This window comes from Accumulibacter sp., assembly GCF_023806625.1.
In the GTDB taxonomy this organism is placed as follows: domain Bacteria; phylum Pseudomonadota; class Gammaproteobacteria; order Burkholderiales; family Rhodocyclaceae; genus Accumulibacter.
Map to the genome: position 1 here is coordinate 1 of NZ_JAMTDX010000012.1, position 19408 is coordinate 19408.

The following is a 19408-nucleotide window of genomic DNA, read 5'->3' on the forward strand; positions in this document are numbered from 1 at the left end:
ATTCTCGTCGGGGCGACGCGCGCATGGAAGAACGCCGGCTGGTTACCGGTTACGCCCCAGCGTCCAGTCGCGCATTGCGATCAGCGATGAGCGCCAGGCGCGTTGCTGTCGACCGTGCTCGCCTGCACCGGCGCGCTCGGACGCTCGCTGCTGCTCTTTCCAGGTCATACGCGTGCCGCCCGTTTCGTCAGTCCGGGATTTGTCCGCGGGGCTGGGGTCTTGGTGGCCGCCGCGACTGCCGGGCGGGGAGCGGCGACGCGCGCCAGGCGGCCGGACTCGTCGTAGGAGTAGGCAAGCGTGCGCCGCGAGGCGCTCGGGTCGTCGCCGCCGCCTACTTCGGCGCGCGCGACCCGCGGCCGTCCCTGGGCGTCGAGTTCATATTCGAGGGTCACGGTCTGCTTGCCGAGGGTGATCGCGCGCACCAGGCGGTCCTCGACATTGGGCACGGTGGCGCGATGGATTCCCGCCGTGTCGAACACCAGTTCATGACCGCTCGTATCCAGCAGGCGGAATGATCCATTCGTGAGGAGGGCGGCGAACTTCGTGCGACCTCCCGTTTTGGCCTCGGGCTCGTAGCCGATGATCCGCCCCTTGTCGCTGAAACGCAGGATCTCGTCCTTACCCGAGCCGCCCTTCAGCCGCAGGCGTGCAGGCAGCCTTGCGCCGCCGAAAGAGACTTTGTCCTCCGAGACGGGTTCGAGCCGCAAGCCACTTTCCCCGCCGGCCTGCACTGGACCCGAAAGGTAGTCGAAGTGGATTCGGTACTCCTCCGGGAGAATCATGTCGGTGAGGACGCCCGCTGGGTCGAACCAGAACTCGCTGCCCAGCTTGTCCGCCAGTCGGAACGAGCCATTCGACATGACAAACAGCCCGACGTGCTCGCTCCCCGCGAGGGCATCCGGAACATAGCCGGCGATGGCGTAGCGGTCGGTACTGAAGGTCAGCGTTTCATGGCGCCCCGTCAGGCGGTTTTCGACGACCATGCGTTTTGGCAGCCGGGCGTTGCGGAAGCTCACCTTCTCGTCGTCGGCGGGGCGAACGCGGTAAGGCACGAGTACCCGCCAGCCGGCGCCGAACTCTCCCACGGACTCGGCGGGATCGAAGGAGCGCACGAGTTCCAGCCCCGGCGTGTTGCCACGGTGCAGCGCGAGGTCGGTCTGGAAGCGGAGGCCGCGGCGGCTCTCGCCACCCGTCAGCAGTTGGTCGGGGAGGATTGTGTAGGACTCGCTCGTCGCGTTCGCTGCCGGCCTGCCGGCAGGATCTTGTGTCGTGCTGGTGGCGGAGCGATCGGCGCGCGTGGGGCTGGGGGCTGTGCTACGCGATGCCGCTTCGGCCAGCGCCTGGGCCATGCCCGCGTCGGCGACGTAACGCGCCCGTGGCGCCAGGTCGACGCCACCCTCGATGGTCACACCCTCGTGCTGGCGTGACCCTTTGGCCAGAGCGTCGACGGTCCCCGGCGAATCCTCGGTGAGGACGAGGTCCTTGTTCGCCAGCAGGAACCAGAGCAGGGGGATCTTGCGCTCCTTGAGGTAGGTGGCGAGACCGACCAGCTTGGCGTACTCGAACAGTTCGTCGTACACAGGGTAGCGTTTGGCGATTTGCGCATAGGCCTTGCTATAGAACGCCGCGAAGGCGCGATCGGCGGGGGCCGACCGGCCGCTGCCACCGGCCCCGATGAACTCGGTATGGAGACGCATGTGCCCGCTGTCGAACAGCAGCGAGCTGCCATCCCGGCGGAACACCATGTTCTCGGGCACGAACCAGAAGCGCCGGCTCGCCCCAATGAGTGGCATGCCATGCCGCGCGGTGAGCTGATCGACGTCCTGGAAGCCCGGCACCTCGAGTGGATGGGTGCCTACGGCGGCCTGTTTCATACGGTAGTCGGCGTCGCGCATGACACGGGCGAGATCGGTGTTGATCACGTTACCGATATAACGGACCAGATGCTTGCTGACGCCACGGCCGATCGGGTCGATCGACACGCCCGGGGCCTGCTTCGAGAAGTAGACCGCCCACAGGGCGGTGATGAAGCGGCGGTAGGCATCGGGCGCGAGGCGCGCGGTGGCGCCGTCGACGATCAGCCCGAAGCCGCCGTCGGAGAGGTCCGGAGCGGCGTTGGCAGCGCCCTGAATGGCGGCGGGACCGGCGAGCATGACGCCCCCCACATGCGTAGAGATAGCCTGAGAGGGCAGACGGTCACGGATCCCGATGCTTGGCTGGGGCAGCGGTCCGAGGGTCGGTGGCGCCGACTGCCAGCGCGGCGCTTGCGTGCCATTCGCCGTCGGGGCCAGCCACGTCCGGGTGATGTAGGTGCCGCCGGCGGAGCCGGCCCCAGGCCGCGCTGGGACGATCGCAGCTTCGTTCAGATCGAACTGGGGCCCGAGGCCTTCGACCCTGGCGACCGAGACCGGAAGCTTCCAGGTCAGCGTTCCCGGCGACGGTCGCGTACGCAGGACGACTTCGCGCAGAGCAGTCGCGTCACCGTCACGCAGGCGAATCGCCGCCGCCTGGAGTTCGATGCCGCCGTCCACATCGAGGATCTTTGCTCCACCCTTGGTGGAGACCTCGGCTCGCTGTCGCAACAACGGATAGGTGGTCGGCGTGTCGACCGGCGGGACCCGATAGGTCTTGAGCCAGTAGCTCATGTCCGGCAGCGCGGCCTGCGACTCCAGTCCCTTGGCCAGCACAACAAATCCGTAGAGTGGGTTCAACCTGGCGACCTCGCGGTGGTAGGCTCCGACATCTGCGAGCTTAGCCGAAAGGGCTTCCGCAAAGCGGTCGCCCATCCTGTCGCGAAAGCCGGCGGTCGGCGGCTGGCCATTGACGCTCATGACCTCGGTCTGTACCCCGACTCGCAGGCTGTGCACGACGATCACACCCTTGCCGACCAGGACGCGGTTGCTGTCGGGCGGCCGGAACCAGAAACGCGAGCCGACATGCTCTTCCAGCGCGCCGCTTCGAGCCGCCTCGGCGCACAAGTCGAAGTACGAGCGCACACCCCAGATCTCCGCGGAGAGAAGTCTCAGTCCGAGTTTCTTGAGGACGACGTCGGCATCGAGCAGGGTTTTTCCGAAGGCGCTCCTGGCGAGTTCGTCGCCGCCATCGAAGCGCACCTTCTGCTGCCCGGTCGTGGCGGTCTCCGCGGTTCTGTCGATGCTGACCAATGGCCACGCGTGATGGACGAGGCGGGCACGCAGCGCGACGACGAGGTCGTCGAGCGAGACCGGCGGTTTGCCCGCTTCACGCCCGCCCATCAGGATCACATCTGCCGAACTCTCGTCGACCACGCCGCCGATCACTCGGGTCATTCCGCCGAGGCGTTTGATCGTCTCGCCGCCGCTGTTGCCCGCCTTGAGCTGCCGTTCGGCCTCGCGCAGCGAAAAGGCAATGATGTCCTCGGCGCCCGCGGTGGGGCACAGCAGCGCCAGCAGCGGGCACAGAAGAGCAACCAGGAAGGGAATTCTCGGGATCATGTCAGTGGCCTCCGTGCAGGAAACTGGCGAGGAGTCGCGCTACCGGCTTGGGCTCCCAGCGGCTCGATAGAGCAGCCCGAACTGGGCCACGACCGGGAAGTCGCCGAGAGAGACGATGGTCGAGTCCTGATCCGTGTCTGCGCCGCCGACCTCGCGAGCTGCGTTTGGTCCCGTAAGCGACGCGGCCGCGGCGTGGCGTGCCTCGAGCTGGCGAACGAGCTGCTGCGCCAAAGGGCTCCCCGAGAAACCCATCGTCGTGTTTACGGACGCCCCTGTCTCCGTGCCGCGCGCGCCGGTGAGCTTGCCGACGTTTGCCGGCGGTGAGGTTCCAGTAGACACTGGCACGTGTACCGCCAATAGACCGGATACCCCCGCGAGCGCCTCCACGAACAAGCGGCCTGCTCCCTTTGCCGACGATCTTTCGCTCTCAAGTCGCACCTCTCGATCGATTCGCATGCCCAGATCGGGTCTGGCCTTGCCAATCGCATCGATTTGCCGCATGGCGCCATCCCTGAGCTCGGGGTGCTGGGCAACCAGCGATATGACGTCGCGCATCTTGCCCACGTTGCCGCCAGCGACGTCGGCCAGCATCGTGTGCAGGGTTGTTCCGGGATCACCCTTGAACGCTGCGACTCTGGTCTTCTCTCGTTCCTGCAAGGCAGCGAGGGCGTTCCTCGCTTCTTCCCCGAGCAGTCGCGCGCGGCACTCCGTGCCCCCACCGGAGGCCTTGAGCTCCTGGTCCGCTGCCCTGTCCTTCAGCACCGCCTTCGCCGAAGCGCGACCCGCCTCGGCCAGCGCGAAATTCGGCGAATGCTTCAGTGCCTGATCGTAGGCGGTGATGGCACTGCGCGGGTCGAGGCCGCGCAGCAGGGTGACGACGCCCCGGTTGGCGTAGGCGTCGGCGAAGTCGCGCCGGGCGCGCGCGGCAGCGTCGAGATCGACGACCGCCGCGTCCCACTGCCGCGTCCGCGCCAAACTCACTCCGCGAGCGTTGAGGAGTAGGGCATTGCGACGGTCACGCTCGAGACCCTTGGTGAACGCCTCGATTGCCTCGGTCCACCGTGCCCGGCGCGCCAGAGCGTCGCCCCGGAAGTACCAGGCCAGTGCCTGGCTGCCGTGCGCGGACAGCAGCGCTGCCGTCCAGCGGTCCCAGGCCTCGATCGTCGCCTGGTCGGCGCTGACGAAAGTGCAGGCAGATTCGTCGTTCTGGTTCTGTGCCAGGAGAGCGTGTCCCCTGACGAGGCGGACCACGGAGTCGCTGCTGGCAGCCGCCGCGGTTTGCGTGGCGACGGCTGCCCAGTCGCCACGCAACAGTGCCTCCTCGGTCTGCGGTGTGATACCCGGCCCGGCACGCAGCGACGCACTGCAGGCAAGGCCGACTGCCAGCAGGAGGGCGCGCAGCGTATGGAGCCCGACCAGGCGCCCGGTCCGGAATATTCGATGTTCGTTGCACATGGTGGATATCTCCTTGAAGGGTGTGGCCAGCGCCACTCAGGGGCCCGGGCTAGTCGCTTGTCAGCCGGCGTGCTGCGCAGGCATCTGCACCGGTACGGCGGTGAGAACGAAGGGCTGCTGGAACCGCTCCAGCACGGGACCAATCTTCTCGAGACCCTGGCCGACTTCGCTCAAGGCTTCGTTGAGTCGCAGTTCGCGCAGGGACTGGATGCCCTCCTGGACCGCGGTGTGGCAGGCAGCGAGGGCAAGGGTCGCTTCGGTGAGGTTCTTGATGGTGGTTGCTGCCGACTGCGTTTCGCGGCACTGGGTGGCAACCTGATCGGCGACGTTGTCGAGAGCCGGCCCGATATGCATCTCCTGCACTGCGGCGATCGACTCACGCACGCTGCCAGCCAGCGCAGTGGCACTCGCGCCCGCCTCGCGCAAGGCATCGACCTGAGCATTCAACGCCTCCGGCAGCGTGTAGCTGATCTCTGCCAAGGTGGATGTTTGCGTGGCGATCCCCGCCGCCAGGGTGGCAAGCATGGCGCGCAGCTCGTCGGTCTGCCCCGCGACCGTGCGCAGCACGGCCTCGGACTCCGCCACCAACCTGATGGTGGCGTCCGCCATGTGCTGTGCGGCACGCTCGCCGGACTGCGCGACCTCGGCCGCGGCCGCTGTCAGTTCGCGGCGCAGCAAGGCAGCGCCAATCTCGACAGCCGTCTCACGCACGTGGCGGTCGTTCGCCAGCAGTTGGGTGACTTCCTCACCAGTGCGGGAAAAGATCTGCCCCATGAACCGCGCACCATTGCGCATCTCCTGCCGTAAGGCCGCGAGGAATCCGTCGCCACCGAAGGCAGGCATCGTGGGTAGCGGCACCGGATGGGCGCGCTGCAGCGCCGGCAGGATGCGCTCCGAAATGCAGCCTTGCAGCCTGGTGAGGAAGGACTCCTCACGCGCCTGCACAGCCGAAGTGAGGAACATCAGGACCAGCGCTGTGGCCAGACCGAGCAGGGTGATGAGGAAGGCGAACGACAGTCCGCCGGTGACGCCGACGAGGTTGCGCTTGACCACGACGATGTCGTCGACGCTGCCGCCGAGGAAGTCGGCAAAGCCACCGACCGCTGCGGCGATGCCGATCACCGTGCCGATCAGTCCGAGCACCGGCAGCGCCCAGACGATCGTTCGCGGCAGGCTGTACGCGGCCTGCAGGTTCTCGGCGTCGGCGACGACGTGATGCTGGAGGGCCAGGTCGGCTTCGGCCAGACCGGGGCTCAGCAGCCACTGGCCGACGACTGACTGCACGCGGCGCAGCAAGGGACTCGCCTGGCTCACCGGGGCTTCGAGCCAACTCGCGACGGCGGCGGGTCCGTGCGCCTCGATCGCCTGGGCGATGGTCAGCGACAGCCGGTCGTGAGCGATCCGGCTGCCTGCCCGCAGGCGTTGCGCGCGCAGGAGGACGAGAACACAACCTACTAAGAACAGCGACACGATGGCCAGCGGAATCAGCGTCGCCGCGCTCGATGGATCGAAAATCCTTTCCAGAACGCTGCCGGACGGAGACAGGTGGTAAGCGGCGAACGACGTGACGACGCCAAGGCCGAGGCCGGCGACGGTCCCGACGATCCTGCTCGACCGCTCGGAAAGCAACAGGAAGGCGGGAACCGGCGGCAGCTCCGGCAGCGCTGGAACGGCCGCTTCCGTCGGCTCGTCTTCGGGCTCCGCGGCGGCTTCATCCCGCTGTTGGCCGGTGTTCCCGGCGGAAACGAAAGCAGTGCTGGCTGCGGCGGTAGCGCGGGTGGGCGCGGGTTGGGCAACGGCTTCGGGCGCAGTGACCGGCATGGGACCGTTCGCGGCGTAAGCGAGGGTGGGCAGGGGGATGGGCTCGGACATCGCAGGCTCCTGGTGGTGAAAATCGGGTTGGCAAGTCGGGTACCGCCGCGCTCCATGGGCAAGTGGGCGGAGCGCGACAGGGCTTGGGCAGAACGTTCATCGTCCGGGTGTTCGAGGATCATCCCCGCGCGGCGTCGGCGGCGCCGGCTCGCCGCACGGGGTCGGTCGCTCGCATGATGGGCATGGACATCACAGGATGTTGTCCTTGCCCGGCTGGCCCGGATCCGGGCCACGGGTGAGCGAGAAAGTGACCGCCGACCCTTCATCCGTCGGCGACCAGCCACTGCGCAGGCCGACGCTTTCCGCTCTCGCGCGCGCCGCGTTGAAGGCTTCGATGCCATCGGCGCTGACCAGAAAGCGGACGAAGAACCGGTCGCGGTCGAGTGCGCGGAAGTGCGCCAACAACCTGGATCCTGCGCCGGCCACGTCGGCGATGCTCTCGCCACCGGCGGCCAGCGGCGTGTAGGTGACGCTGACCTGGAGTCTGACGAGCGTGAAGGGTCCGAACGTCTTCGCGACCATTTGCGCCTTGCCGGTCACGGCGACACCTGAAGACTCGATCCTCTCGCCGTTGAAGCGCTTGATCCAGTTGTCGCGGTTGCTGGAGGAGCCAGGCTGGCCGACGCGTTCGATCAGCTTCTCCGCCGGCCCCGAGTCGAGCAGATAGACGCGGTCGGCGGCACAGAGGACGAACACCGGCCTGGCACTCGTCGCGCGTTCATAGGGCAGTCGCTTGGCGACGACCGCGCCCCCGGCAGCGAGCACGGTAAAGATCAGGATGAAGATCGCGATGCCGACGACATTGGTCAGCATGTCCGCCAGCGGTACGAGGGTGAGTTCCTGGCGTGCGCGCGGAAAGACCGTTTTCATCGCGTTTCTCCCTTCATGATCAGCTTCACCGGACGAGTCTGGGCGATCGGCTCGTAGCCGACATTGATTCCCTTGCCGCGAAAGTCGTCGGCGAAGCGATCGAAAGACTGGAAGCCGCTTGGCCGGACGGCGAACAGCGCGTAGTCGGTCGAGCGGCGGCCTTCGAGCTCGGCGATCAGGCGCGAGAAATCGGTCGTGCGGGTCCTCTTGCTCAGCGGAACCTCTCGGGAAACGCCGGCAGCGGTCTCCTCGAGCCAGGCCACGCGCGTCGGGCCGCCCTGGCCGTGGAACGTGGCGAACTGGCCGTCCCATTCGACCAGCAGCGGGGTCTTCGCGCGGACACCCTCCGCCGGCGAGACGATCCAGCCCTCGCCGGCGCCGGGGCCGAGGCTCAGCGCGGCGAAGCCGAGCGTGACCAGCAACAGCGTGCCGAGCACACACATCAGAATCGAGACATACGGGAGCAGGTCGAACTGGTCCTGCCCCGAGCTTGCAGCGGCTGTCGCCACGGTGATCTCCTTCCTGTTTCTCTGCGTCTGCCACCCGCGCAGCGGTGGCGCCGCTGCGGACCCCTGCCGCGGGCAGACTCCAGCGGAAGGGAACGTCTGCTGCCGTGCAGCGACCGTTCACAATTTATGGTTTGGGCTGCCGGATTTTCCGTAGCGCATCCCCGCTGGCGACTCGCCCGCAGGTTCGGCTGCTCGTGTCCCGGCCGACACGGCCCGGCTGACGAGCACGTTGCTGTGAGCGTGACCGGGCATCCGGACAGTCGCCGCAGCGCCTGTAGGTGCCGTCGGCCGCCGGAGGGTGGGGTCCTGGCGAGCGCACGGCAGCGGCGAGAGGGCGCTGGCGCGCTCCGCCGTTGCGCCGTCCCCCCGATGCATGCCCCGGAAAACCAGGCTTCCTGACCAATAATTCGTCGGGCCCGGGTGATTGCGGTTCTTCCTCGGTCCGGGGGAAGACCAGGCGGCCTCGCTGGCTTCTGCTCGGCTCGGCGGTGAGGCCCGGCGGATTGAGACGGAGGATCTGATGAAGACTGTTCTGTGCTTGCTGTGGTTGGTTGGGGCTTCGTTCGCCAGTGCGGCCGGTGCCTGTTCGGCCAGCCTGACCGTGCAGCTGGAGACGTTCGGCGAGGGCGTGACGGTCGAGTTGCGCCAGGGGACTCCGGGGAGTTCGAAGGTCGTGGCCAGTCAGCAAAGCCACGGCGGTACCGTGTACTTCCCGAAGCTGTGTGCGGGTTCGTACTTCATGGCCATTGGCAACGCGGAGTCGGTGAGTGTGACTCCGGTTCGCCAGTTCGAGGACAGCCGGGCATACCAGAGTTCGATTCGTGTCGTCCGGGGGCCTGGCAACGTGACTCGCAGGGGACGCAGTTCGCTCTGAGCGCGACGTGGCGTGCTGGCCAACGGCCGGCGCTGCCGGTTGGCCCGGTCACGGGGGCGTCCGGGGTGCTCATCCGGCCTTCCTGGCTTCGTCGCCAGGAGGGTGGGCCGAGGGCCGGGGACGGCTTGCAGTTCTTTTTGCCCGGCGCGGTTGACGTGTGCTATGCTTTTGTTGTAGCTGGACGTGAACTTCGCGCACTCGGGGATCGGGCGATGCTCGGGAGGTGCGCCTGTCTCGCACGTGGGGATGTGGCTCGGCCGAAGAGGGGGGCGATGACCGACCGCCTTGTGTTCCTGGTCTCGTACATTCTGCTGGCGCTGCTGGTAGTCGCCTGCAGTGACGGGGGAGCGCCCGCGCCGATGCCGACAGCACCGCCGCCAGCAAAACGGGCGGCACTGCCGGCGGACTTCGTCCTGTGCATCGACAATTCGGCGAGCATCGGTCGTCAGGAGCAGGACCTGCTGCGCGAGACGGCGATGCTGCTTGCCGACCTCGCCGATCCTGGCGACCGGATCGCCGTCCTGACCTTCGACGAGGACGCCCGTGAGGTGAAGGCCGTGCAGGTGCGCGGCGACGACGACCGGCGCACGTTCCAGCGAGCGGTCCGCGACAGGGTCGATTTCCGCGGCAGGTACTCCGACATCCGGCGCTGCATCCGTCTCCTGGTCGAGAAACAGAACGAGTTGTTCGGCGCCCCCGGTACTTCGGTTCGCGTACCGATCGTGCTCTCGGACGGCAAGCTCGAGCCGCAGGACAGGAAGTTCGCCGAGGCGTTCCGGGAAATGCGCGCCGATGTCCAGGGACCATTGGCGGACACCGGGCTGTACGCGCTGGCCCTCGGCGACAAAGCCAGTCTCGACCCTCTGCCGCGAGTCGACGGCGGGCCGGTCAACGGCCTGGCGCTGATGCGCGAGCACGTGGCACGTGTTCCCGACCGCTATTTCCAAGCCAGAAAGTTCGACGAGGTGCTGCCGATTGCTGTCGGGATCCTCAACCGCGCCAAGGGCGTCAGCTCGCTCGGCGAAGAAGGGGCGCGCGAGTTCCTCGTGGACGACACCGTCGAGTGGATGAGTTTCATCGTCCGCAAGCGCTCGGTGGACAGCGGTACGCCGCTCGCCGATTCGAGCGAGATCGAGATCGTCGCGCCGCGCGCCGTCAGCGAGACGCCGATCACGCTGGCGAACCACCGACAGGTGCTCGGCAACGCTGCCTACTGGAGCCAGTACCACCACTTCGACCTGATCATCGTTCGCCGGCCCCCACCCGGCAAATGGGCGATCCGACTGAGCAGCGACCGGCCGGTGGAGGTGATCAGCAAGATCGTCACTCCGGTCACGCTGCGCGTCGAACGCCGTCCGTTCTACTTCCTGAACGAGGCGGGGATGCTCGCCGCATTCCTGCAAAATCGGGACACCGGCGCGGTGGACCGGGGGGACTTCGTGCTGCAGGCGAAGGTGGCCGCCGGTACGCCGTTGAAGGACTCGAAGCGCTTTGCCACCTTCAGCAGCGACTCCGCCGGACACCAGTATCTGCTGGCGATGCCCGGCGCCGTCGCCGTGGCGCTCGGCAAGCAGCCGGAAGCGGGAGCGGTGGAGATGGAGGTGATCGCCCAGCGGCGCACAACGGCCGGGGGCAGCGACGTCGATCCCTGGTTCGTTCGCCGTTCGGGTGGCTTCACGGTCGAGTTGCGCGAGCCCTTCGTCGATTTCATGATTGGCGACAGGCTGCTGGCGAGCGCGTTCGATCGGGCGATCAATCTGGTCGGCGAAGGTCGGACACTGCTGCGACTGCCGTTCAGCAGCCTGCAGCTCGTGCTCGGTGCCGATCTGCACCTGGACAAGGCGACAACGCCTGCCTTCGAGACTCCGCCTCGTCTGACGGTGGAGGTCGAGCAGCGCAAGGACGACGGCGCCACTTACGAGACGGTGCTGCGCGAAGTTCTGGCCAGTACGCCGGACGCCCAGCAGACCCGGTACCGGCTGCAGCACGCGCTGTCGACGAACGGCGACTATCGCTACCGCTACCGACTCGCCGGCAACACCCCGGACGGTCCTTTCGCGCTGGACAGCCCGTGGTACGGGTTGCGGCTGGGGTACGCGTGGATGTATCTGGGCGCTGCCGCGGTGCTCGTGCTGGTCGTTCTTGAAATCGTGTCGCGGCGGACTGCCAGGCTCCAGGGGCAGCTTGCCGCGAGCGTCGGCGGCCGGCAGTACGCACTCAGCTACCGGCCGGGAAGAGTCATCGACAGCGAACAGCTGGCGGCAATGAACCAGAAGGCACAGTTTGGCGGCGCACGCTTCCGGCTCGAAGCGCGTCGCCTGTTGTTCGTTGCCGGCAAGCGCGTCCGGCTGACCATGCTGGCTGGTCAGGGCACGCTCGACGGCAGGCCGCTGGGCGCGGGAGCGGTGACGTCGTTTCCGCCGCGTCAGAAGCAGTTGTCGTTGCGGCGCGACGACGGGTCCACCGTGGTCGTGATGATTGGTCTGCGCGTCGCCTGACGGGGCGCCGGCAGCAACTGGCCTTTAGGAGGCGAGCATGGATACGCAGGGGGAACATCGTCAGATGCAGCCAACCCACACGCCGGAGTTCGGCAGGACATTGCTGATCGGTCTTGGAGGCGCCGGAGAACTGATGGTCATGAACGTCAAGCGCCTCTTTTTCGACACCTATGGCGTGTTGCCGCCGTCGATCAGGATCCTGTGCATGGATACCGACGTCGGGCAGGAGAGACTCCGCTCGCGCGTCAGCGACCGCGAGTACGGCCTCGACGCGGACGAGTTCCTCCATCTCAAGGTGCCAGCGCCACGGCAGTACGTCGAAGAGAGTCGCTCGCCAGTTGCCGACTGGTACACCAGGCCGGTTTCCGTGAGCGCAATGGTCCATGGAGCCGGCGGCATTCGCCAGAATGGCCGCCTGGCGCTGTTCTACCATATCGTCGAGATCAAGGCGCGCCTTGACCGGCTGGTTACCGACCTGCAGGATGCGCAGCTCGCGGCCAGGATGGGCAATGCCCGCGCGGGCCTTGGCGCATCGACTGATTTCGAGCTTTCCAACCGAGACGTCGAGGTGTTCGTCTGTGGCTCGCTGGCCGGCGGTACCGGTAGCGGCACCTTCGTCGATATGGGCATCCTGCTCCGCGCGTTGATGCCGCAAGCGCTGATCCACGGCTGCTTCGTGCTCGACTGGCCGTATCGCAACAAGCCGCACGCCACGCGCGTGCGCGGCAATGCCTACGCGGCACTGGCCGAGATCGACCATCTGCAGAGCATCGTCTTCGGGGCCGCGCAGCATGTTTCCCACTATACCGTCCACTATGCGGACAGGACGATCGAGGTGCGCGAACCCCCGTACAGCCTTTTTCACCTGATCGATGGCCGCAACGAGCACGGCCAGAACATCGACAATGTCAGCCAAATCTGTGAGACGGTCGCGACAGCCGTCTTCCTGTCGGTCAGCAGGATGGCCGACCGCGTCAGGAGTGTCGTCGACAACCTGCTGGCGCACATCAACGTCGGTCAGCCGAGGGTGTGGAACGGGCGCAGCGCGCGTTACTCGAGTCTCGGTGTCAGCTCGATCTACTACCCGGCTCGCGAGCTGCACCGGCTGCTCGCCGCCGACAGCGCGTTGCAACTGTGTATGGCGGCGATCGGCGACCTCGAAAAGGGTGCAATCAGCGTAGGCGGAGCGACTGCGCCCGCCTCGGATACGCACACTCAGCAGGGGCTCAAGGACTTTCTCGTTCGGCACGGCATCGACCGGCGAGAAACGATCCGCAATGGCGTGTGCCCGCCCGCGTCGGAGGTCGGCTTTGCCGTCGAACGCTTCGAGCTTGCCGATATGAGCCTGCTCAGGCCCAAGAAGGAGGGCGCGCTGGCGCAGTGCCAGACACAGGTCGACGACGCTGCGGCCGGTGACGGCAAGGCCTTCCACGAAGCGAAGCTCGAGGTGATCGAGCGGAAGCTTTCGGACCTCGCCCGTGACACGACGCTTTCCTCGGCGGCGCGGCGCGCGTGGTGTCAGGCGGCGATCGAATGCTTCGGCGCGTGGGATGCCGAGGCAGCGCGCGAACTGAGTGCCGCGACGATGCAGGTCAACGACCTCGGCGCGCAGGCCGACGCACAGCTGGAGGTGGTCGAGAAGGCGCACTACTTCCCGGTCTTTGGTGGTCCGCGCAAGAGCGCTGCCGAGCATTGGGCCAGCGTGGTCCTGGGGTGGCTACGGGCAAACGTGACGCGGCAGCGGCTCGAGCACGAGCGACTGTTTCACGCGGCCGTCATCAGCCTCGTGCAGCGCCAGATGGCGCCGCCGGTGAAGGCGGCCGACGTCGGGGCCGAACTGCAGGCGACCGCTCGGGAATTGCGCGAGCGGCTGCGCATTGCGAAAGAGAACTTCGAGGAGATCAAGGGCTTGCCGACGCAGGTGCTGCTCGGTTACGGGGACATCGTCGTCTTGCCGGAAGGAAGGAGCATCGCGCTCGCCGAGTCCCAGCGGGTGGACTACGACGAGTTCCTGGCCGAGCGCGAAGTGCATACGCCCGACCGTTACCTGCAGATCGCGCGCGAGCATCCGGGCGGCGTCGCAGCGTTCCTCAGCGACCATTGCGAGCACAAGCTCGCCTTCATCACCGAGGTCGGCGTCCAGCAGGCGCTGGAAGCCATCGGCGCCCACCGGGGTGATGCGGATGCGTATACGCGTAAACGGATCGACGATCTGTTCCGTCTGGCGTCGCCGATGTGGAGTTTCAACCGCAGCAGCCTCAACGAGCTGATGGCCCTCGAATACGACCGGATCGTGAACCTCGGCGTCCTGGAGCAGGAGACCGGCAGACAGCAGTACGATGGCCATGTCCGTGCCGTTAAGGCCAGGTATCACCTGAGGTCGGACCACACCTTCTCGACGACCGGCGATCCCTACCGGATCTGGTTGCTCGCCTACGCGGCCGCGCTGCCGGTGTATTTCCTGAGTGACCTCGATCAGAGCAGGGAACGCTACGAAGGGGAGATCACCCCGACTTACCACCTCGACCCGTACTTCGAGATGAACGTTCCGGACCTGTTCCCGGTCGACGACGTTGCCAACCGGACGCTCCGGGTATTGGCGATGGCGATCGTCAAGGGCATCGACGTGGTCGTCGACGAAAGGCTGATCAGGAGCCACAAGTTCACCTGCTCCATCCCTGCGGTGAAAGAGCTCAACTTCGGTGACCCGGTGGTCTGGGCACCCACCGGAAAAGGTCCGACGGGGACGCCGTTCCGTGACATGTATCTCGAGGTGACCCAGTCCTACACTCTGGGGGAAAAGCGCAATCTGCTCGACCCGATCACCGCGGCGCTGCGCGAAAGGCTGGCGAAGATTCCTCGGGATGAACTGCGGCGGCTGATCGGCGAGCACATCACGAAGCTGAAGCGCAAGCTCGCTGAACGCGACTTCAGCAAGCTCTACAGCGCGCGCCTGACCTACCGGGAAGTCAAACTGCTCGAGGACTTCCTCTCGCCGAAGGCTTACGCGATGGACCTCGATCGCTACCTCGATGGAAGACTCTAGATCGCCTGGCCGAGAACTCTGACGCTGGCGCGCAGAGCCGATCATGATCGTTCTCGGGTTTGACCCGTTCGCGGAGCGCGTGGCACGGGTGCTGGCCACAGAGGCGACCAGCCAGCAGCCTGAACTGCCAGTGCTGGTCTTCGAGCCGGCCGGCGACGATCCGGTGACCGAGCTGCGTGCCTTCGTCGCCGAGTTGATCGACTCGGCGCAGGCGCATGGGGAATCGTTTGAACCTCGCCTGGGCTGTCTGGTCTGCGCGGCTGCTCCGGAGGCGATCGGCAGTCTCGCTGCCCTGCGAGACACGTGCACGATGCTGCAGAGCCTCGTCGCCGGCAACCAGGCGGTCTCGCTGGTGGTGCTGCTGCCGCCGGCCAGTGCCGATGACGCCGCCAAGGCCTCGGCGTTCCGTTTCTTCGGCGCGCTCGAAGACGTGGTCGGCGAGCTGCCTTTTCTCGACACCGTTTTCGTGAACCAGCTGGTCGGCGGCAGCGAGCGGCTGGCAGAGGACGGAGTCGGCGAAGAGTTGAAGACCCTGCTCGCCTACCAGCTGCTCGATCCAGAACTGCGCCCGGTCATTGCCAGCCTCGGTCAGACGACAGTCAACTGGCGGATGCGTGTCGCCGGGCGCAAGGCGTGCTATTCGACCCTTGGATGCTACCGGCTCGAGTACGTGCCGGCCGAGGCACTGGCGATTCTGTCCCATCGACTCCAGCGCGATCTGCTCGATCGCGGGCTGATCCCGGAAGAGCCGCTCGACAAGCGGGTGCGCGCGGCGGTTCAGGCGTGTGCCGACGAACTCACCCGGGAACGACTGGCTGCGTTGATCGAGCACTTCCGGCAGTCGCTGCTACTCCCGGGCGGTGGCTCGGCTGCCGCCGCCGACGCGGCCAGCACGGAGTGTACCCTGCCCGCAACACCGCTGGTTGCCGAGGCCACCGTGAAAGCACTCGTGCCGCGGTTTCATTCGCTGGTCGACCTGATCGACGGCTGGACCAGGCGGGCGCTGCTCGATTTTCTGCCCTCCGCGCGCAGCTACCTGGCGACCGCGCGCATCTTCGTCGACGCCTTGCGGGGCCAGCGCGCTGCCGCTGGCGAAGGCAGTGCGTCGGGAGTCGAGTGGATCCTGCAGAAGCTGCATGCCGAGCCTCCCGACCGGTCGCCGACGGGTGCGCTGCGCGAACTGTTTGACTGCCTGGGCTGCGCCTCCAGCCTGCCCGGCCAATTGCCCGAATCGGTCGGCTTCGCAGCGCTCTTGCAGACGGTCGAAGGATTGGCGCAGGAAGCAGAAGCGCCGGCTGCTCCGGTGGCCCCGCTGCGCCTGCTGGCAGGCCTGTTGCGGCAGCTTCGTGACTGGTCGGCGCCCGGCGGAGCGGAGACCACCGCTGGGGGCTCGCTGGTCGTCGACATCGGCAGGATTTACCTCAGTGAAGTGGTGCCGCTGAGGAATCGCCTTTCGGCGAATGAGGCCGAGTCGAGAGAGGTGGAGCAGGAGTTCGGCCGGATGGAGAGCCGGTACTCGGGTCTGTTGCGTCGACTGCTGAAAGCGTCGGCGTATCGCGCCGAGTTCGAGCGGCTGGCGGCGCGCCGGGCCGAACTTGCCAGCGAGCGCGAGTCGCTGCAGCGGCAGCGAGCGCAGATGTCCTCGCTAACGCAGATCCTGCTGCAGAAAGTCGTGCCATCGCTGCTGCGGCGTGACAGCGATTCCCTGCTGCGCCGCGATGCCGAGCAGGCGTCGGACGAACTGCGGACATTCGTCGCTTCGCTGCACGGCGGCGTTGCCGGAGGCGATGCAGACGGCAAATCGGCGAGGGGTGGCCAGCGCACGAACACCGGCATGATGCTCCTCGACAGCCGGCACCTCGAGGCGCTGTACCGGAAGACGCTCGAGCGCCGCCGCCTCGTGTTTCCCGGGGCGGTCGAGGACATGCTGGCCTTCGTCCCGCCAGAGGACGATTCGTCGGCCGAACAGGGCAGTTCGTATCGCGACTGTCGTGGCCTCCGGGATCACTACCTTCGCGGTGCACGAAGCCTGCTCGATCGCATGGCCGACTATGCGCACGACGCATCGTCCTGGGTCCTGGCGCTCGACGCACTGCAGGTGATCGAGTGCGAGGGCGACGAGCTGGCGAAGGCTTTTCTGGCCGAAGCGATCGACCGGAGCCGGCGCTTCCTTCAACTCTCGCCCGGAATGCGTCCGCGTGCGGAGGCCGAGGGACGGTTGCGCGGGCTCGTCATCGTGCGCACCGCCAAGCCGGTAGCGAAGAGCCTGGCTGAGCACTATCGTCCCCTTTCCGGGTCGGAGATTCTCGACATCGATACCAGGAACCGCTGCGTCATCGAATTCATCACTCTGACGGTCGGCTTCCCGGCTTTTCTGATCCACGCGTTGCATGAGGGGCGGCGGCTCGCGCTGGCAGAGAACGGCGATCCCCGTGCAGACCTGTGGCCACGCGAATGAGCGCTCCAGGCTGGCGTTGCGAGGGGCTCGAAGCGCGCGACAGCGGCGCGGCCACCGAACATCCGGGAGGCAGGCCGGAATGAGCCAGGTAACCGAAGTGCTCGACAGGTCAGGGTACCGGCGGCAGGTCAGGACCTTCTCCGAAATCAGGCCGTACTACGAGCAGATGGCACGCTGTCTGGAGAGGGTGCTGCAGGAGCCGGCAAGGGTGCACGACCTGTTGCTGATCGTGCAGAGCAGGGCCAAGGGTGTGGCGAACTTTGCCGAGAAGATCCAGCGGAAGCGTTATGGTGACCCGCTGAACGAGATGTCGGACCTGTGCGGCGTGCGCGTCATTGCGCGCACGCTTGCCGACGTGGACATCGTCTGCCGCTATGTGGAACAGCATTTCGAGGTGCTGCCCGACGAATCCGACAATAAGGGCGAGCGGCTCACGGAAGTCGAGTTCGGCTACCTCTCGCGTCATTACGAAGTGCGTTTCAAACCGGGCGTCTTCCCGGAAGGCATCGTTCCGCCGGACCTGGTCGCCCGGCACCTGAAGGCCGAGGTGCAGGTGCGCACGATCCTGCAGCACGCCTGGGCCGACATCGCCCATGACACAGTTTACAAGAACAGTTTCACCTTGCCGAAGCACTGGAAGCGTGATCTCCATCGACTTGCGGCGGTCCTCGAAGCTGCCGACGTGGCGTTCGACCATCTGCAGAGCGGCCTGAAGGAGTACGCCGCAAGCTACGGCGCGTATTGCGACCGGTCCGAACTGCGGCGTCGGATCGGCGAGGCGGAGATCACGCTCGAATTCGACCCGCACAACGAGGCGGTGACGCACCGTCTTGCCGGCATGGCGATGAGCCTCGACGAATGGGACCGGGCGATTGCCGCCTTGATGCCATTTGCCGGGACCGGCAGGCCGGCCATGCTGCGCGACCTGGGCGTGAGTCTGTGCAAGCGTCATGCAGACGATCCCGAGGGGGAAGCTTTCTCTGGCGGGCAGGACCTGCTCCGGCGCGCGACCGAAGCCGATCCCGCGAATGTCGATGCGTGGGCGTCGCTGGCCGGTACGTGGCGCACGCGCCAACATGCAATTGACGACTGCGCGAAGGCGGACGAGTATCGAGGGAAAGCACGCGCCCTGTATCGGCAGGCCTTCGAGCTGGACTCCTCGGACCCTTACGCTCTGGGCAACTTCATAGAGTACGAACTGGCGGCGCATCCCGATGTTGACCTGATTCCCTACTTTCGTCCCCAGCTGGTGCGGGCGGCGCGCCGTTGCCGCGCCCAGGCCGAAGTGGGGATCAACATGCCCTGGGCGCATTTCGATCTGGGCAAGTTCCAGATGATGCTCTGCGAGCCTTACGCGGCCCTCGCGGCCTACGCGCTCGGTGTGATCAACAGTTCAGCGGGCTCTTCCGTCGCCTCAGCGCTGCGCTCGTTCGTCGAACTGCAACCTGCTCGGGGGCATCTGGCCGGCTTTGACTGGATCAAGGGATTTCTCGAATGCGCTCGCCGGATCCGCTTCCCCGAGAGCGAACAGCCGATCGACAGTGCGGCAGCGCTGCCCGATGGCCCGGTGCTCGTCGTTGCCGGCTATGGCGGTGCGGTGGCGAGCGACGTGCTCCGTGTCTTGCTGGCCGAAGGGCTTGCTGACTATCGGGGTACGATCGTTTCCGGCGGCACCAGGGCCGGTGTGTGCGAACTGGTGGGCGAGCTGCAGGCGGCGCACCCCGACACGCTGCGAACGATCGGCTACTTGCCGCGCGAACTGCCGGTCGGTGTCGAAGCGGACGATCGCTACGGGGAACTGCGTCGGAGCGCGGGCGCCGAGTTTTCCCCGGTCGAAGCGTTGGATTACTGGCGGGACATAGACGCAGCCGGCCTGCTGCCGAGGACGAAGCTCATCGCCATCGGCGGCGGCAACGTTGCTGCTGCCGAGTGCGTCATCGCGCTTGCTCTTGGCGTGCCGGTTGGTGTCGTCCCCGATGCGGGAGGACAACCGGCGAAGCTGCTGGCCGACCAGTGCTGGGCCCGACAACCGGCGCTGCTGCGCAAGCTCCCTGCGGAAGGCAGAGCGCTGCGGGAGTTCCTCGCGGTTGGCGACGGTGCGACGTAGGGGAGAAGACCGGGCACACCGGTCGCGACCGGGAAGGCGCGATCGATCAATCTGCCTCGCCGGGGACACCGCGCACGGTGGCCAGCGACAAGCGCTGCCCCGATCGTGTACGCAACCTGTTCGGCGGCGAGACTCGTCCGAAGCCGGCAAGTCGACCGCTGCCGGCAGGGCTCCGTGTCCGGGCCGGATTGCGGTCCGCGCCCAGCGTTCGCTTCGATCCGATCACGGGGGGTGATCATCAGGCAA

The 19408-nt window shown here is 66.7% G+C and carries 10 protein-coding genes; 5 read left to right on the top strand and 5 right to left on the bottom strand.

Annotated features, from left to right (window positions below; translation table 11 throughout):
- Positions 1-164 precede the first annotated feature (164 nt).
- From NFW05_RS03650 to NFW05_RS03670, 5 genes are all read right to left on the bottom strand, one after another.
- Positions 165-3473, bottom strand: a complete 3309-nt coding sequence (locus NFW05_RS03650; protein ID WP_295302880.1) for a hypothetical protein — start codon at positions 3471-3473, stop codon at positions 165-167.
- Between the two features lie 39 nt (positions 3474-3512).
- Entirely contained in the window at positions 3513-4928 is a 1416-nt protein-coding gene (locus NFW05_RS03655) for a tetratricopeptide repeat protein (RefSeq protein WP_295302881.1), read from the bottom strand.
- Positions 4929-4988: 60 nt separating this feature from the next.
- On the bottom strand, positions 4989-6800 hold the full coding sequence (locus NFW05_RS03660; protein WP_295302882.1) for a MotA/TolQ/ExbB proton channel family protein: 1812 nt from the start codon (positions 6798-6800) through the stop codon (positions 4989-4991).
- A 189-nt stretch (positions 6801-6989) separates the two neighbouring features.
- Positions 6990-7670, bottom strand: coding sequence for a hypothetical protein (locus NFW05_RS03665; protein ID WP_295302883.1), 681 nt, complete (start codon positions 7668-7670; stop codon positions 6990-6992).
- Positions 7667-8179 carry a hypothetical protein gene (locus NFW05_RS03670; RefSeq protein ID WP_295302884.1) on the bottom strand — a complete coding sequence of 171 codons (513 nt, stop codon included), beginning with the start codon at positions 8177-8179 and terminating at the stop codon, positions 7667-7669. Before NFW05_RS03670 ends, NFW05_RS03665 begins: the two co-directional genes overlap by 4 nt.
- A gap of 520 nt (positions 8180-8699) precedes the next feature.
- On the opposite strand from NFW05_RS03670, the gene NFW05_RS03675 reads away from it, so the two are divergent.
- From NFW05_RS03675 to NFW05_RS03695, 5 genes are all read left to right on the top strand, one after another.
- The gene (locus tag NFW05_RS03675) at positions 8700-9053 is read left to right on the top strand and encodes a hypothetical protein (protein ID WP_295302885.1); all 354 of its coding nucleotides are present in this window, start codon (positions 8700-8702) and stop codon (positions 9051-9053) included.
- A gap of 272 nt (positions 9054-9325) precedes the next feature.
- Positions 9326-11551 carry a vWA domain-containing protein gene (locus NFW05_RS03680; RefSeq protein WP_295302886.1) on the top strand — a complete coding sequence of 742 codons (2226 nt, stop codon included), beginning with the start codon at positions 9326-9328 and terminating at the stop codon, positions 11549-11551.
- A gap of 37 nt (positions 11552-11588) precedes the next feature.
- The gene (locus NFW05_RS03685) at positions 11589-14597 is read left to right on the top strand and encodes a tubulin-like doman-containing protein (protein WP_295302887.1); all 3009 of its coding nucleotides are present in this window, start codon (positions 11589-11591) and stop codon (positions 14595-14597) included.
- 43 nt (positions 14598-14640) lie between these two features.
- The gene (locus tag NFW05_RS03690) at positions 14641-17055 is read left to right on the top strand and encodes a hypothetical protein (protein WP_295302888.1); all 2415 of its coding nucleotides are present in this window, start codon (positions 14641-14643) and stop codon (positions 17053-17055) included.
- Positions 17056-17263: 208 nt separating this feature from the next.
- The gene (locus NFW05_RS03695; RefSeq protein ID WP_295302889.1) at positions 17264-19162 is read left to right on the top strand and encodes a hypothetical protein; all 1899 of its coding nucleotides are present in this window, start codon (positions 17264-17266) and stop codon (positions 19160-19162) included.
- Positions 19163-19408 lie beyond the last annotated feature (246 nt).